Genomic DNA, 14,891 nt, shown 5'->3' with positions numbered 1-14,891 from the left:
TCGCAGATGCACGTCAAAGCCAAGCATGCCGCATACTCATGTCGATCCCCGGCATCGGCGCCATTACCGCAACCTCTTTCGCCACGGCCATTGAAGATCCGGGCAACTTCAAGAAGTCCCGCTCTGTTGCCGCTTGGATCGGCCTGACAACTCGCCGCTACCAATCGGGAGAAGTCGATTATGACGGCCATATATCCCGACGCGGCGATCGACATTTGCGGGGACTTCTCTATGAGGCTGCGGCGGTCATCCTGACACGCAGCTCGATCGACAGCAGCCTGCGCACGTGGGGCCTCAGGCTCCGGGAGAGGGTTTGGCTTCAAATGAGCTGCCGTGGCTGTGGCGCGCAAACTGGCGGTGATAATGCATTCGATGCTCAAGACCGAGTTCTTTGATCGAAATGCAGGCGCCACAGCATGAAATCTTGCGAATAGCGTTCAGGATCTGAGCGCCTGAGACGTCCCTGCCGGGACGTGAGCCGAGCCATTCCGCTGATGGGATTGCACCGCTGTCTCAGCAAAGTGCGTCGTCCACATTGAAGGCTCGTCCGCGGAGCTCCATCATGCGGCGACTGATGTCGACCGCGAAGACAACCATGCACCCGGCAGCGTCGTCTCAACGCAATTACATGCTTGACGTCCCAGCGGCGATTAGACAACCCCGTCAATTCGACAGGGGTGGTTGCTAGGAATTCCTCTCGGCCCGCCGGGCGGCCTAACTCTTGGCGGTCTCTCCCGCCTCACGCAGCCTGGCGTATTGCAAGGTGACACCGCGCAGGTTCTGCCTCAACCAGTCGGCCATTTTCTCTTCTTCGCTGAGATTCTGCTGAAGGGAATTGGTTGCCTGACTAAACCCTCCGGCCTCGGCGAGTACGAGCAACGAGTTGTAAGCGGCGATCTCGTAATTTTCGAATGCAAAGTTGGCGAAGCTGTTCTTGAGGATTTCGTCGCCGGCTACGGAATGTCCCATCGCGGCCATGCTGCCGACCATCGACATGGCCGTGTCCTTCAATGTGGAATGGTCCTCACCGAGGCCATCCAGAATGGATTCCAGGCGGGCCATCTGCCCTTCGGTCTCCGTGATATGCTGCTGCAGGCGGTCGGCGACCTGCGGATAGTTCTCGATCCGCTTGACCTGAGGTTTCATGATCGACAGTGCCTGGTTCTCCATGGCGTGGGCGTTGCGCAGCCCGACAATGAAGATCGAGCGGGTTTCGGAATTGACATCAGTATCCATAGGATTTCCTCGCGGTTTGACGTGTAGAACCAAACCGTGGCTATGCCGATTTGTTCCTGGCGAGGTGTTGACTGTCGAGCTTTTACACCTAACCCTGCTCTTCAAGAAGTGCAGCATAAACAGCTCTCACAACCTGCGACAGTACGTCGAAAGCATAGCCGATATGCAAACGATCGCACGGCGTATGGTAGTCTCGTTCCCCACCATATTGAGGGTAGGAATGTTGCCCACATCGGCGTGTTGCGGACGACGACGTCGGACCGGACTCGGGCCCCTCGCCAAAGAAGCTCATATCCGAGATGCCCGCGAAACAATCCGCACCAGCAGATTGCCCGGGCCATAGCGGGCGCTCGCGTCGGCCGCGATGTGCGACGCGACCGCGGGCAGCCTCGCCGATGCGGGCCGGTTCCGAAAGGTTCGTCGGCAAGCAAGGCATCGAGCCGAAGGCGGTGACGATTGCCGGTCCGGCAAACCGGCATCGGTAGACTGCCGGCAGTGTTTGATCTCGACTAGGCGAGCAACGATGTCATTTCAGCGAATAGAGGTAGGCAGCGACGTCCCGCGCCTCCTGATCGGAAATTCTGGTCGAAGGCATTGCCGTATGCGGATTGATCTCCCTTGCCGCACGGATCCAGCGGATCAGGTTCTCCGGCCTATTGCGCAAGACGCCGCCGACATAGACCCGGGTGGCCAGGCTTGCGTCGAGGCGTGGACCGACTAACCCTTGCGCGCCGGGAACGCCGGTGATGGTGTGGCAACCGGCGCAGCCATTGGCCATCATGATCGGAATGGCGCGGGCGCCGACGCCGCCGGTCGCATTGTCGGCCTTCTGCTCGACCCGACGGCTTTGCTCGAAGTACAACAAAATTCCGGCCAGGGCTGCAACGAGCACGACAATAACCGCAGCGCCGATTACGGCTTTAGACAGCGTGAAGCGCATGCGACGCCTCCCGGTCCTTTCGGCTGCTCGAGCGGATCCACAGGCCGGCCAGCAGCAACGCCGCGCCGCCATAGATCAGGCCGGCCGGAACCCACATGACCAGACCGGCGAGTTGCTGGTCCTCGAGCGGGCTAAGATTCCATAGGTCTGCGCCTGCGCCATTTTCCGGATACCACAGCCTTGGCGAGACCAGGAGCAGCACTCCGAGCAGGCCAGTGTGCAGCGACGTGAAGAAGAGGTGCATGACTGCGCTGCCACAGGCTTGTTCGCGGCCTGAACGCGGCAGCAGGACCCACCAGAACAGCAGGCCGGAACCGAAGAAGCTGGCATGTTGCGCGTAATGCAGGACACCCTGTGCAAGCGCCGCCTCGAACAGCGCCGGAATATGCCATGCCCATATGGCGACGCCGTGCAGGACGGTGGCCGTTACAGGGCGGCTGATGGTGGCCCAAACCGCCTGCAGCATCTTCGCGTGCCCGGCTGCGCCAAATGCCAGCCGCAGCTTGATCGGCAATGCCCACATCATCGCCGCCGCCGGCCGGGAGGCGACCAGCAGGGGTGCCGCCACCGCCATCAACAGTTCGTGCTCGATCATGTGGGCGGTGAAGACCCGCTCACCCAATGCATGGAGCGGACTGACCAGTGCTGCCGCCAAAATGGCCCAGCCGGTCGCAAACAGCAGGGCTTGCCGCAACCGCAACGGGCGGCTGCGGGCACTCCGCCGCCACAGCCGAAAGGCGCCTGCCGCGTAAAGCAGTGCGACCATGGTTAGCGGCAGCGTGATCGGCAACGCCAGCGTCCAGCCGGCCTGCGCGGCGCCGGCACCGTAGCAGATCGTGGTAGAGAAGAGCGCGTCGAAGCTCATCGCAGGCAGCCGTCAAGAATGAGCGAGGCGGCGCCTTGCATGACAATTACCAGCGCAAACAGCACCGCGCTGAGAATGCCGATATTGGCGACGAAATCCTCGGTGCCGCGCGTACGATCCGGTTTAAAGGCGGCGCCACCTTGCTGGCGCGCCCGCCACGAAAGCACGCCGCCGAGCAGGGCCAGCACTGTCAGCACCAGCGCAATGACCAGTATGAGGGGAACGCCGTGGGCGCACTGCCACTCCACGAACGCATAGTTCAGCTGCGTCGATACCGCCCAGGCCAAAGGCCCGGACAACAGCCCGCCCCATGATGTGCCCAAGCGAAGCGCACGCATCTCAGTCAAGCCTCGGCATCCAGTAGATCAACAGATAGATCGGGATCCAAGTCGCGACCACGAAATCCCAGTAGAAGACGTTGTCGCCAACGTCCCCGAAACGCCGGCCGTTATAGCCATGGCGCGTGAACATCAGGACCGTCAGCACCAGCGTGTCGCCGACGTCGGTAATCAGATGCGTTGTGTGGAGGCCGAGCAGGACCCACAGCATTGAGCCGTACGCATTGGTATCCCAATAGATGTTGAGGGCCGGAAATTCGAACCACCGCACGACAAGCGGTGCGATACCGAGCAGCGACATGACGATCAGGCCGATGCGCACGGGCACCATGGCACAGGCTTCGGCATAGCGGTTCAGTATGTGGTTGGGCACCACGCTGGCGAGCAGCAACAGCGTGACGATGGTGCCTGGCCAATGGTTGGGCGGCGGCACGCCCAGCGGCCATTCGGGCGACAGATAGGCAAGGTAAAGATAGGCGCCTGCGGCGAGCGCGAACCCAGTGCCCTCCAGCGCCATGAAGGCGAGAGTGCCCCACCAGGTCGGGCTGCGTGGTCCGAGCCCGAAGGTCGGGAGTTGGGAAAGATCGGCGGTAGGGCGCTGTTTCATTCCTCATCCTCCGGGTCGCCTTTCGGCCAGAACCAGCCGATCAGAGTGATGGCGATCGGCCCGGCTCCCCAGACCACCGCCCACGGGCTGAAGATCGAATAGAGAAAGGTGGCGCCGACGGCGAGCGCGGCGAACAATGGCCAGATCGACGGTGTCGCCGACTTCTCGCGCACATCTGGATGCGCCTCTGCCACGGTCGATATGACAAGTTCGCGCGCGTCGACGCGAAGCCCGGTCGCGACAGGCAGCGTGTCACGTTCGGCCCAGAGCGGCTCGGCGTGGGTAACCACCGGGATCCGAGCGAAATTATAGCTCGGCGGTGGAGAGCTCGTCGCCCATTCCAGCGTGCCAGCATTCCAGGGATTGTCCCCCGCCGGGGCGCCCCTCGAGGCGCTGTACACCAGGTTTATAGTGAACAGAACGAAGCTTAGGAACAGGATGACCGCGCCGGCTGTGATGAACAGGTTGATGTTGCCCCAGCCGAGTTCCACCGGATAGGTGTAGACCCGCCGCGGCATGCCCCACAGGCCGACAATGTGCATCGGAAAGAACGCCGCATTGAAGCCTAGGAAGGCAAGCCAGAAGTGCCAGCGTCCGAGACGTTCGCTCATCATCCGGCCGGTGATCTTGGGGAACCAGAAATAGGTCGCGCCGAGCAGCGGGAACACCGACCCGCCGATCAGCACGTAATGGAAATGCGCGACCACGAAATAGGTGTCGTGCACTTGCAGGTCCAATGGCACCGACGCCAGCATCACCCCAGTCAGGCCGCCCGCGACGAACGTGAAGAAGAAGCCGAACACAAACAGCAGCGGCGTCCGGATTATCGGGCGTCCGTCCCACAATGTCGCCAGCCAGCAGAAGATCTGCAGCCCGTTCGGGATGGCGATCAGCATGCTTGAGGCGGTGAAGAAGCTCGCGCCGAGCTTGGGCAGACCGGTTGCGAACATGTGGTGAACCCACAGGCCGAACGACAGAAAGCCGACCGCGATCAAGGCCAGTACCATGCCCAGATAGCCGAATACCGGACGCCGGGCGAAAGCGGCGATGATCGAGGACACCACGCCGGTAGCCGGCAGGAATATGATGTAGACTTCGGGGTGGCCGAAGAACCAGAACAGGTGCTGGAACAGCAAAACGTCGCCGCCCTCGGCGGGATTGAAGATATGGGTGCCGACCAGCCGGTCGAGGATCAGGAACGTCGACGTGATCATGACCGCCGGCATGGCGAACACGATTACGAAAGAGGTGACCAGCATCGCCCAGACGTAGAGCGGAATCTTATCGAGCGACATGCCCGGCGCACGCTGCTTCAGCACGGTTACGATGGTGGCGACCGCGACCGCCAGCGATGACACTTCGGTGTAAGTGATCATCTGCGCCCACACGTCGGAACGCTTGCCTGGCCCAAATTCAGGACCGGACAGCGGCACGTAGGAGAACCAGCCGACGTCGGGCGCCATGTCGAGTGCAAACGACACCCAAGCGAAGAGGCCACCGGAGAGATAAATCCAGAAGCTGAATGCATTGAGGCGCGGAAAGGCGATATTGCGGGTGCCGACCATCAGTGGCACGAGGTAGATGCCGGTCGCCTGAACGATCGGCACTGCAAACAGGAACATCATGGTCACGCCATGCATGGTGAACAGCTGGTTGTAGCGGTCGGGCCCGATCAGCCCACGCTCCGGCCCCGACAGTTGGATGCGCATGGCAACGGCGCTGAGGCCACCGAGGCACAGGAAGACGAAAGCGGTGATCAGGTAGCGCCGCGCGACAATTTTGTGGTCGACGCTCGAGAGCGCACCGATGATGCCTGGCGCCGTCTGCCATGTCCGCGCCAACCAGCCGTCAAGGCTGGCGTCGTCGAGGCCGGTATCACGAGGACCGTCGCGCTCGGGAGCTAGGTCACCCTTTTGTGCTGCGGCGCGTTGCTGGGCGAGGTCACGCCCATGGGCCAGGTCGGCGCTACTCATTTCAAGCCCTCGAGATAGGCTACGATTGCATTCAGCTCGTCCCCGTTCAGTCCCACCACGGGCATGTGGGCACCTGGCTTGATCCCTTGCGGATCGGCTATCCAGGCTGCGAGATTGCCCCGGCTCATCGCCAGCGTTCCGGCAGCGAGCGTCCGCCGGCTTGCGATATGTGTAAGGTCGGGAGCGACCGTACCGCCGGCGATGGTGCCGCCGATCTTGTGGCACATCACGCATGGCCGTTTGAGGAACAGGTCGTGGCCGGTTTTGGCCTCGGCCGACACGGGGGCGGCCGCCGGCCGCAGCTGATCGTTCAGCCAGGCGTCGAATACAGGCCGAGGTTCGGCGATGATGAAGGTGCTCATATTGGCATGCTGCGCGCCACAGAACTCGGCGCACTGGCCGCGATAGACGCCGGGTTTGTCCGCCTTCAGATCGAGAACGTTCTCGTGGCCTGGAATGAGGTCCAGCTTGCCCGAGAGGTTCGGGACCCAGAAGGAATGGATGACGTCGGTCGAGGTCACTACAAGCCGCACCGGCTCGCCCGCCGGGATGTGGATTTCATTGGCGGTCGTCAGGATGCGGTTCGGCTGATCATTTTCGTAGCGCACCTCCCACCACCATTGATGTCCGGTCACCCGGATCGTCAGCGCCGCATCCGAGCCGATAGCAGCGAGCGTCCGGTTGGCGAAGTAGCTCAGCAGGGTCAGGCCTACCAGGATCAGGGCGGTAGCGGCGAGTGCGGCGACGACAATTCGCATCTTGCTGCGCTCGGCGGCAGCGTCGAGTACAAGTGGATCGCCGAGCGGCGCCGTGCGCCGGGCCAATGGCATGATCAGCACAGCCAGCACTAGAAGCCAGACCACCGTGCACAGCGCGGTGAAGAACCAGATCAGCCACGCAAGCTCACCCGCGGCCGAGCCTTTTGGGTCGAGCGCCGATTGCCAGCCGCTGCATCCTGCAAGGAGCAGCATGAAGGCTGCGCCGCAGCACACCCTGCAAACAAGGCGGTTCACGGCGACTTCCCCAGAGTCGCGGCATCCGGCAGGCGATTTTCGGATGGATGGGGCATCATGTCGTCGTCGCGGCTCGGCGCAGCGGATTTTGGCGCGTTGCCGCTCAACGCGCGGACGAAGGCGGCAAGCTCCCAGATCTGGTCGTCCGGGATCTTGTCGCGGAAGCTCGGCATGCCGTTTGGCCGACCGTCCCTGATCGTGGCGTGGATGCTTTCGATCGAGCTGCCATAGAGCCACTTCTTGTCCATAAGGGCCGGGCCCATGCCGCCACCGCCATTGGCATGGCAACCGGAACAGTTGAACCAGTTGAACAGACGCTTGCCCTCGCTGAGGTGGAAGGCGTTGGCCTCGAACACGCCGGCCTTGGTATCGGACGAGGCCGGCCGTTGGCCGCCCGGCTCGAGGGCCGTCACGGCTGCCGGTTGGTCGCCCGAGCCGAGCGCCGACTGTGGACGCGTGTCGCGTTCCTCACGCTGGCACCCGGAAACCGCGAGGATCGCGAACACCAGCAAGGGAAGACCGCGCTTCATTTCAAGGCGCTCCGACAGGATCGAGGCGGGGCACCTGGTAGGCCGCCAGGATCGCGTCGATCTCGTCGCGGTGTCTGGTCAGGGCGGCGTTCACCTCGTTGCGCAGCGTATCGTCGCCACGGCGCACGCCCATCGAGATGTCGTAGATCATCGGCAGTTGCGGGCCGTCCACGCGCGGCGAAACCGGCGTGATCCGCAGCGCCACCTTCTGCTTGGATGCGAAGTAGCCGGCCAACGGTCCCCAGACGACGGCCATGTCGATGTCGCCATTCGCGACCGCCTCAATAATGCGCGCTGGCGGGTTCGGCGCCGAATAGTCGCCATAGACGGGGAAACCGATGAGATGGCCGACGATGCCGCGGCGGCCAAGCGCCTGGACGGGCGGCGAGTTGGCGCCGTCGTCGCCGATCAGTTGGACGCCGATGTGCAGATCGCGCAGGCGAGGATCGTTGAAGGACGTGATTTCTGGCACATCCTTGCGTGTCACGAACACATAGGAAGACCGGTAGTAGGGCGCGGTCGTGCGCAGCATCTCGAGATTGACGGGCGTGCCGGGCACCAGATCGCACAAGCCGGCTTTCAGCGTGTTGCGGACGAAGCCGCGCCGCTGTGCCCACCACGTGTAGGACACCGTCGCACCAAGCTCCCCGGCGACGAGTTCGGCAATCTTGTTTTCAAAGCCTTCCCTGGCGGCATTGGAGAACGGCATGTTGTTGGGATCGGCGCAGATCCTCAGCTCGCGCGCATCGGCAAGGGTGGCGACAAGCGAGAGCGCCAGTGCGCCAACCGCGACGGCTAACCGCCGCGAACGCGTTCTCCGTGGCCGCGCAACTCGGCCGATCGTCTCAAGGCAGCCGGAACACATACAGCGTACCTCCCGGCGTGGTTACATCCTTCAGATCTTTCATGACGTTGACGAAGCCGAGCGCGGCGGTGGCGTCGCGCGGATCGAGATCGCCGGATACGATCGCGCCGGCCCAGCCGCCGACACCCGAAAGGATCGCAACATATTGGTGCCCGTCCGGGCCGCGATAGGTGATCGGCTGGCCGATGATGCCGGACGACGTTTTGAACTGCCACAGCAGTTCGCCGGTCCTGGCGCTGACCGCCTTGAACCAGCCTTCCATGGTGCCATAGAACACGACGTTGCTGGCGGTGGCGACGGCGCCGCTCCACACCGGAAAGTTCTCCTTCAGGCTCCACGCCGGCTTGGCGGCGGCGACATCCCAGGCGGTGAAAGCACCGCGATTGCCGCCCGGCCCGGGGATCATGCGCACGTTCATGCCGACGTAGGGCGTGCCGGCGATGTAATTCACCTCGACGCCCTCTTCGTCCATGCAGAGATTGTTGTGCGGGATGTAGAGCAGACCGGTCTTGGGCGAGAATGCCGAAGGCTGCCAGTCCTTGAGGCCGGACGCGGTCGGGCAGATGTCGCGCACGACCTTGCCGGTGCCGGTTTTTTTGTCCGGATTTACAATCAGCCGGCCGGTCTTGAGGTCGACGCCCTTGCTGGAATTGACCGGCCCGAACGGCACTGCCGACAGGACCTCGCCCGTGGTGCGATCCAACAGATAGACGTAGCCGTTGCGTTCCGGCCGCACCAGCACCTTGCGGGGCTTGCCCTGCCAGGTCATGTCGAGCAGCACCTGTTCGTTGATGCCGTCGTAGTCGTGCAGATCGTGCGGGGTCCATTGATAGAACCATTTGGCTGCGCCGGTGTCGGGATCGCGGGCAAAGATGCCGGCGGTCCATTTATTGTCGCCAGGCCGCAGATCCGGATTCCACGGACCGGGATTTCCGGTGCCATGGAAGATCAGGTTGAGGTCCGGGTCATAGGAGATCCAGCCCCACACATTGCCGCCGCCGATCTTCCAGGCGTCGGGCGGCCACGACGTCACGCCGAGATCCTTGCCCTTGTCCATGTCGTAATGCGGGTTGAAATCCGGGCCGATCAGCACCTCGGTGTCCGGGCCGGTGTTGTAGGCCGTCCAGACGACGTGGCCGTCGCCGGCGTCGAGCGCCTTGATCCAGCCGCGTACGCCCATTTCGCCGCCGGAATTGCCGACCAGCACCTTCCCCTTTACCACCAGCGGCGCCATCGTGATGGTCTCGCCGACATTGATGTTGCCGATATGGGTGTTCCAGACCGGTTTGCCGGTGGCCGCATCCACGGCGATGGTGTGGCCGTCGAGCGTGTTGAAATAGATGCGCCCGTTGAAGAAGGCCGCACCGCGGTTCACCACGTCGCAACAGGCAACGCCCTGGGCGGCAGGCTCCGGATTGGGCTCGAACTTCCACTTCATCGGCGCGCCGGGCTTGGTAAGGTCAAGCGCATAGAGGATGTTGGGAAACGGCGTCACTATGTACATCGTGTTGCCGACCACCAGGGGCGCAGCCTCCTGGCCCTTGTTGACGCCGGTCGAGAAGGTGAAGGCCACCTGCAGGGTCTTGACGTTGTCTTCGGTGATTTCCGCGAGATCGCTGTAGCGGGTCGAGGCGTAGTTCTTTGCCGGCATCGCCCACTGGCCGTCGTCGGGCGGAGCGGCTGCGGCCGGCGGATTTATCGCAGGGCTTGACGTTGACTGAGCAACCGCCGCGGTAATCAGCGCGAAGCCCGCCAGCAGCGTCCATCCCAGCATCGCAGCCATAGACCTTTTTCCCCCGTTGGCTGACACACTGGTTTGCACGGCCACCTGTCGCACTTTCTTCATTTGTGTATTGACCCGCCCACGCCGGCGCCGAGCTCCGCCGCCACGTCCGCCTCACTTCCGGCACACAATGGATGCCCCCAGCCGGAGGCGCTCTTGCCGCCGGGATCGAGGTCGTAAATGATGGCGTCCTTGCGGTCTGGGTTGATGCCGGCCGGCACCTTGTCCAGCCCCAGCGCGGCGCGCACGCGCCAGGCGACATTGTGGTCGGCACAAGAGGAATCGCCGCTTATGCCAAGCGCCCCGACGATCCCCTTGGCGTCGTAAAGAGCCAGGCCGCCGCCAAATGCGACGACACCGCCGATGGGCTTTCCCAGCAACGGATCGCTGGAGCTTCCAAATGTCGAAGGATCGCCGGCATAGGCTACCGCTGGATTGACCGGATTGGTGGCCTGCAGGCCGTATAGAGGACCGCCGGGCTGCACCGGCGCATAGAGGTTCGCGGTGGACAACGCCATCTGGGCGAGGCTGAGCCCGTTGGCGGTATTGGCTTTTTCGGCGGCGATCAGCCGGCTGCCGGGCCACTGGGCGTCGGCGGTAGGCCCGCTGAACGCGACGGCGCAGACCGTTCCGTCGCGAGCCACGACTGCGGCCCATTCATGAGTATCGAAGCCGCCATTGCCCGGGCCGCCGCTTGCTTTGACGTTGGCCTTGAGAGCGGCCAACAATTTGTCGTGGTCGGCCGGGCAAGGTGCTTGAGCCCAAGCTTTTTGCTGGACGGCGCAGATCGTAAGCAGGAACAGACATAATGCTACTGAGACAATCCGATTGCGATCCATCAGCTGCGCCGTGTTTGTTGAACACTCCCAACGCGTGACAGGCGCAGAAGTGCCAAATGGAATGAAATAAATATCGGATGGGGTGAGCTAAACTCGGCGGCGGGCGCTCGGGAGGCATTCAATCCGAAATCGGAGTTATTCTCCCGGTGGTCCGGGCTCGGCTGGAACGGAGCGGTATCTATTGCAGTTGTGTCGAATGCTGTCTGCAGTCGAGCAACTGGCCCAATCGGTGAAAGAGCGACGAGCGATCCTGTTCGTTGGAGCCGGGGTGTCGATGAGCGTCGGCTTGCCGTCTTGGCAAAAGCTCATCGAGCACATGCAAAACGAGCTCGGCCTTCACGAGGACATGATAGGCGCACCAGAGGCCAGCTATCAGGCCATTGCAGAATATTACCGGCTGAAGCAGGGGAGCCTCAGCCATTTGCGCAGTTGGATGGATCGCGAATGGAGCGTCTCGCGGGAAGAAGTGCAGCGATCGGCAATCCACAAGCTGATCGTATCGCTCGATTTTCCGATCATCTACACCACCAATTATGATCGCAACCTCGAGGTGGCCTTCGAGATCCATAGCCGCCCCTTTGTCAAAGTCGCCAATGCGAAGGACTTGCCAAAGGCCACCGGCGAGGTGACGCAGATCATCAAGTTCCACGGCGATTTCGACGACGATAAATCGTTGGTCCTGGCGGAGACCGACTATTTTGAACGGCTGTCGTTCGATTCGCCGCTCGATGTGAAATTTCGAGCCGACGCGCTAGGGCGCACCATCCTGTTCATCGGCTACAGCATGTCCGACATGAACATCCGTCTGCTGCTGCATCGGCTTTGGCAGACCTGGCGCAGGTCCGGTTACGAGAAGAACCGTCCGAAATCCTTCATCTTCATGTCGCAGCCGAGCATCGTCCAGGAGGCTGTTCTCGGCCGCTGGGGCATCGATATGCTGACCGAAGAGGCCGACGATCCTGAAGACGCGCTCCTCGCATTCCTGAACGAACTCAAGGACAGGGTCGGCCGGCCGGACGGCGCGTGAGAAAACCTGCGGAAACGAATTGGTCAGGCAGTGGGAACCGGCTGATCCGATGTGAGTTCGGGAGGACTAACATAGCCGGGACCGAGCCTTGGTGGGCGCACGCAAACACAAGCGAAGAATGTATGCCAAACACGACCTGTCGGCCGAGTTGGCCTATGAGATCGATTTTTTTGCCCGCAAGTGCGGCCTGACGAGGGACGAAGCGCTCAAGATGATGCGAGATGCCGGCCAGTTGAAGGACGGCGCAAAGGCATCTTGCGAAACCGGGGCGAAGTAGCGACGTGGATCCCGCTTCGTGGACGGCTTTTGTCGGAACGGTCATCCTGATGCAGATGCCGCCGGGGCCCGACAGTCTGCTGGTGATTGCGCGCGGCATCGGGCAGGGCCGTGATGTTGCCCTGTTCACCGTCCTGGGAATGACCCTCGGCGCCGGTATGGTCCAGCTGCCGCTGCTTGCCCTCGGCATATCGTCGCTGCTCCAGGCATCGCCGTTTGCCTTTGCCATGCTTCGATGGATGGGCGCAGCCTATCTGGTTTGGCTTGGATCGCGTCTGGTGCTGCTGCCGTCGGCCGGCGTCGCCGTCGAGGAGCCCCGCAGTGTCGGGGCGCTTGTGGCCGCACGCGAAGGAATGATCGCCAATCTGATAAATCCCTGGCCGATAACCTTCATGCTAGCTTTCCTTCCACAGTTCGTCGATCCCTCCCGCGGATCGGTCACGCTGCAATTGCTGCTGCTCGGTGGCACCCAGAAAATGACCGGTGTGTTGGTGCTGGGCACATATGCACTCGCATCCGGCACGCTCGGGACCTGGGTCATGAAACGCCCGAAGGTAAGGCTCTGGCAGCAGCGCGTGGCAGGCTGCTTCGTCGTCTGTCTCGGTATCCGCATGGCAGTCGGTGGCGCGCACCGCTGAGGATCAAGCGATGCACCGGCCACCGCCGATGGAACATCCGCCGACAATTTTCGTTGACCTGCTCCACAAGGCGAGAGGTCGAACATGTCGAAGTTCCAAGCCGCTACCCCGGAGCGTTTGCAGCAGCTCAGGCTTGAGGCGACGGCGCACTTTGCGCCACTCATACTGCGCGAGGCGCTGGTGCGTCTCTGCCGGGCCTGCGGAAACGATAATCTCGACCGGTTCGAGAAGACGATGGTCGACCAAATCGAGGCATCGCGTGACGAAAAAGCCGATTTCGACACGATGAAGGAATTTGCCATCGAACAGCTCTACGGCTGGATTCGAGAGGTAAAGTCTTCACCGGACATGAAGCAGCCACTGGAGAACGTAGATACCCGAAGGACCCCCGGCCGGTCTGAAGAGCCGCAAACGCTGGAAGACCAGTTGCAGGCGGGTCTGGAGGATTCTTTCCCGGCAAGCGACCCACCGGCTGTTGTGTCCACCGCGATTCCCGGCGGATCGAAGAAGCTGGTCGGAACCGACGAGGTCCTCAGGCAGCAGCGCGAGAAAAAGGCCGAGAACGCCAATCATTCGCGATAAACCAAGCTTTGGACGGAACTGCGGGAAAACAGCGTGCCGGTTCACCCGCTGTCCGACATGAAGGCTGTCAGGCCACGCGCGTCATGCGGCTCGCCTTCGACAAGAATGTTCGCCTCCCAAGCGGCGTCGACAAATGCTTGCCGCGCTTTGCCGGCCGTAATTTCACCGGTCCGGGCGCGATTCAATACATCAGCGGCCGCCAGCGCCAGCGGAGCATTGCGCGCCGGCCATTTCTCGCTTTTCAGGCAATGTACTGCTTCGAAAACGGAACTGACCAATCGCGATCGCCCAGGCTTGCCGAAATAGATGCAAACAGGGGTATCGAACTCTGTTCTCAGCACCGTATTCCTCCCGGTTCAAGCAAGGTGGCCGCTTCAAGCAAGGTGGCCGCTTCAAGCAAGGTGGCCGCTTCAAGCAAGCTGGGCGTCTTCAGGGTCTACACGGCCGTCCGATGGGCGTTTCGGCCAGACGTCGTGGGCCTTCGCAGCTGTTGTGGGGCGTGCTGGTATTTCGGCTGCGATATCGTAGGCCAGAATGCCCGCCTTGCGGGCGAACGTATCGAACGCCGCGCGCACCGTCTCGACGTCGACCTCGTCAGCCAGCCCGGCGCGACAGGCGTCGAACGCCGCCTTGTGCGCCGGACCGCGGCTCGGCCATTCGTTTAAGACGTCATAGGCCTGCCAGATATTCTCGACATGGCGAGGGAAACCAAGGCCGACGAGAATTGGAACGGGGCGGCCAAACGATTTTTTTGTCATCTGTGTCTCCGCGAAAGAGCCTGTCGCATCAACGTCCGGGGCGGACACGAGGCTCATGCTCTTTAACGCGGGATTGCTGCACGGGTTGCAGCAGGTTTGTTCGATCGTGCGCAGCCGGTCACTTGTTGGTCCGCATCTTTTGCCGGGGATTGATACCGCCTTGCGGCGTGGTGTCGTTCTCGACATCGCCTTCGAACGTATTGTTGCCCTGATCGAGCCGGTCGCCCTCCTTGATCGTGCCCCTGGAACTGCCGATGCCGGGATCGTTGGCAAGATCGCTATCGGCCGGCGTTTTGCCTTTGGCGTGCTTGTTTCCTGTCATGGACTCCTCCTGTTTCTTGAGGTGGCGGGCCGCCCTTGAGGTCGCAGCCAAGGCTCGCTGCGAGATCGCATTTCGACGCGCCAAATGTCGGCGCGCGAATTTGTCGGACGACCTTGATTTTGAACTCCGCGATCCCGATGGTTGTTCCGTCAAAAATATCGCCGTCGGCCGGGATTGCTCAGCCAAGTCCTCTCCGGTTTCTGGAGCCGGGTGCTTTCGCCAACCGGAACGATCTTTCGCCCAATGCATTTAACTGGTCTGCGCTCACGAACTCATTCTGGACGGGAGCTGGACCATTG

At 62.1% G+C, this 14,891-nt stretch carries 18 protein-coding genes and 1 pseudogene; 5 read left to right on the top strand and 14 right to left on the bottom strand.

Translation table 11 applies throughout. The features are described 5' to 3' along the window. Positions 1–420, top strand: a pseudogene (locus NKH33_RS02570) (transposase); the annotation flags it as partial. 294 nt (positions 421–714) lie between these two features. Here NKH33_RS02570 and NKH33_RS02565 read toward each other — a convergent pair. From NKH33_RS02565 to NKH33_RS02515, 11 genes are all read right to left on the bottom strand, one after another. Continuing rightward, a complete protein-coding gene (locus NKH33_RS02565) occupies positions 715–1,236 on the bottom strand; it encodes a ferritin-like domain-containing protein (protein ID WP_352472854.1) in 522 nt (173 codons plus the stop codon). Between the two features lie 526 nt (positions 1,237–1,762). After that, positions 1,763–2,176, bottom strand: a complete 414-nt coding sequence (locus NKH33_RS02560) for a c-type cytochrome (RefSeq protein WP_352472855.1) — start codon at positions 2,174–2,176, stop codon at positions 1,763–1,765. Further along, the gene (locus NKH33_RS02555) at positions 2,157–3,041 is read right to left on the bottom strand and encodes a cytochrome c oxidase assembly protein (RefSeq protein ID WP_352472856.1); all 885 of its coding nucleotides are present in this window, start codon (positions 3,039–3,041) and stop codon (positions 2,157–2,159) included. Before NKH33_RS02555 ends, NKH33_RS02560 begins: the two co-directional genes overlap by 20 nt. Next, positions 3,038–3,379 (bottom strand): hypothetical protein, encoded by a 342-nt coding sequence (locus NKH33_RS02550; RefSeq protein WP_352472927.1) that lies wholly within the window; start codon positions 3,377–3,379, stop codon positions 3,038–3,040. Before NKH33_RS02550 ends, NKH33_RS02555 begins: the two co-directional genes overlap by 4 nt. Before the next feature lies 1 nt (position 3,380). Then, positions 3,381–3,986, bottom strand: a complete 606-nt coding sequence (locus tag NKH33_RS02545) for a cytochrome c oxidase subunit 3 (protein ID WP_352472857.1) — start codon at positions 3,984–3,986, stop codon at positions 3,381–3,383. Further along, positions 3,983–5,959, bottom strand: coding sequence for a cytochrome c oxidase subunit I (gene ctaD, locus NKH33_RS02540; RefSeq protein WP_352472858.1), 1,977 nt, complete (start codon positions 5,957–5,959; stop codon positions 3,983–3,985). The genes NKH33_RS02545 and ctaD overlap by 4 nt, the downstream gene beginning before the upstream one ends. Then, on the bottom strand, positions 5,956–6,930 hold the full coding sequence (gene coxB / locus NKH33_RS02535; RefSeq protein ID WP_352918103.1) for a cytochrome c oxidase subunit II: 975 nt from the start codon (positions 6,928–6,930) through the stop codon (positions 5,956–5,958). Before coxB ends, ctaD begins: the two co-directional genes overlap by 4 nt. 38 nt (positions 6,931–6,968) lie before the next feature. Then, positions 6,969–7,502 (bottom strand): c-type cytochrome, encoded by a 534-nt coding sequence (locus NKH33_RS02530; RefSeq protein WP_352472860.1) that lies wholly within the window; start codon positions 7,500–7,502, stop codon positions 6,969–6,971. A gap of 1 nt (position 7,503) precedes the next feature. Further along, positions 7,504–8,367: a substrate-binding domain-containing protein gene (locus NKH33_RS02525; RefSeq protein WP_352472861.1), complete on the bottom strand. Its 864-nt coding sequence runs from the start codon at positions 8,365–8,367 to the stop codon at positions 7,504–7,506. Further along, complete coding sequence (locus tag NKH33_RS02520; RefSeq protein ID WP_352918094.1) at positions 8,348–10,150, bottom strand: methanol/ethanol family PQQ-dependent dehydrogenase; 1,803 nt, start codon at positions 10,148–10,150, stop codon at positions 8,348–8,350. The genes NKH33_RS02525 and NKH33_RS02520 overlap by 20 nt, the downstream gene beginning before the upstream one ends. Positions 10,151–10,209: 59 nt before the next feature. After that, complete coding sequence (locus NKH33_RS02515) at positions 10,210–10,875, bottom strand: GlcG/HbpS family heme-binding protein (RefSeq protein WP_352472863.1); 666 nt, start codon at positions 10,873–10,875, stop codon at positions 10,210–10,212. A gap of 310 nt (positions 10,876–11,185) precedes the next feature. Here NKH33_RS02515 and NKH33_RS02510 point away from each other — a divergent pair, with 310 nt between their 5' ends. From NKH33_RS02510 to NKH33_RS02495, 4 genes are all read left to right on the top strand, one after another. Further along, positions 11,186–12,016 (top strand): SIR2 family NAD-dependent protein deacylase, encoded by an 831-nt coding sequence (locus tag NKH33_RS02510; RefSeq protein WP_352472864.1) that lies wholly within the window; start codon positions 11,186–11,188, stop codon positions 12,014–12,016. 118 nt (positions 12,017–12,134) lie between these two features. Continuing rightward, a complete protein-coding gene (locus NKH33_RS02505; protein ID WP_352472865.1) occupies positions 12,135–12,293 on the top strand; it encodes a hypothetical protein in 159 nt (52 codons plus the stop codon). 4 nt (positions 12,294–12,297) lie between these two features. Then, a complete protein-coding gene (locus NKH33_RS02500; RefSeq protein ID WP_352472866.1) occupies positions 12,298–12,930 on the top strand; it encodes a LysE family translocator in 633 nt (210 codons plus the stop codon). Positions 12,931–13,014: 84 nt separating this feature from the next. Then, complete coding sequence (locus NKH33_RS02495; protein WP_352472867.1) at positions 13,015–13,512, top strand: hypothetical protein; 498 nt, start codon at positions 13,015–13,017, stop codon at positions 13,510–13,512. A 41-nt stretch (positions 13,513–13,553) separates the two neighbouring features. Here NKH33_RS02495 and NKH33_RS02490 read toward each other — a convergent pair whose 3' ends face one another. The 3 genes from NKH33_RS02490 to NKH33_RS02480 all read right to left on the bottom strand — a co-directional run bounded on the left by NKH33_RS02490 (position 13,554) and on the right by NKH33_RS02480 (position 14,592). Next, positions 13,554–13,853: a DUF982 domain-containing protein gene (locus NKH33_RS02490; protein ID WP_352472868.1), complete on the bottom strand. Its 300-nt coding sequence runs from the start codon at positions 13,851–13,853 to the stop codon at positions 13,554–13,556. Positions 13,854–13,922: 69 nt separating this feature from the next. Continuing rightward, positions 13,923–14,327: a DUF982 domain-containing protein gene (locus NKH33_RS02485; protein WP_352472869.1), complete on the bottom strand. Its 405-nt coding sequence runs from the start codon at positions 14,325–14,327 to the stop codon at positions 13,923–13,925. Between the two features lie 61 nt (positions 14,328–14,388). Beyond that, complete coding sequence (locus NKH33_RS02480; RefSeq protein ID WP_292657608.1) at positions 14,389–14,592, bottom strand: hypothetical protein; 204 nt, start codon at positions 14,590–14,592, stop codon at positions 14,389–14,391. Positions 14,593–14,891: the final 299 nt, after the last annotated feature.

The organism is Mesorhizobium sp. M1182, from assembly GCF_040318335.1.
Taxonomy (GTDB): Bacteria; Pseudomonadota; Alphaproteobacteria; order Rhizobiales; family Rhizobiaceae; genus Mesorhizobium.
Note: the sequence above shows the minus strand (reverse complement) of the source record. Positions and strands in the feature narration are given on the sequence as shown.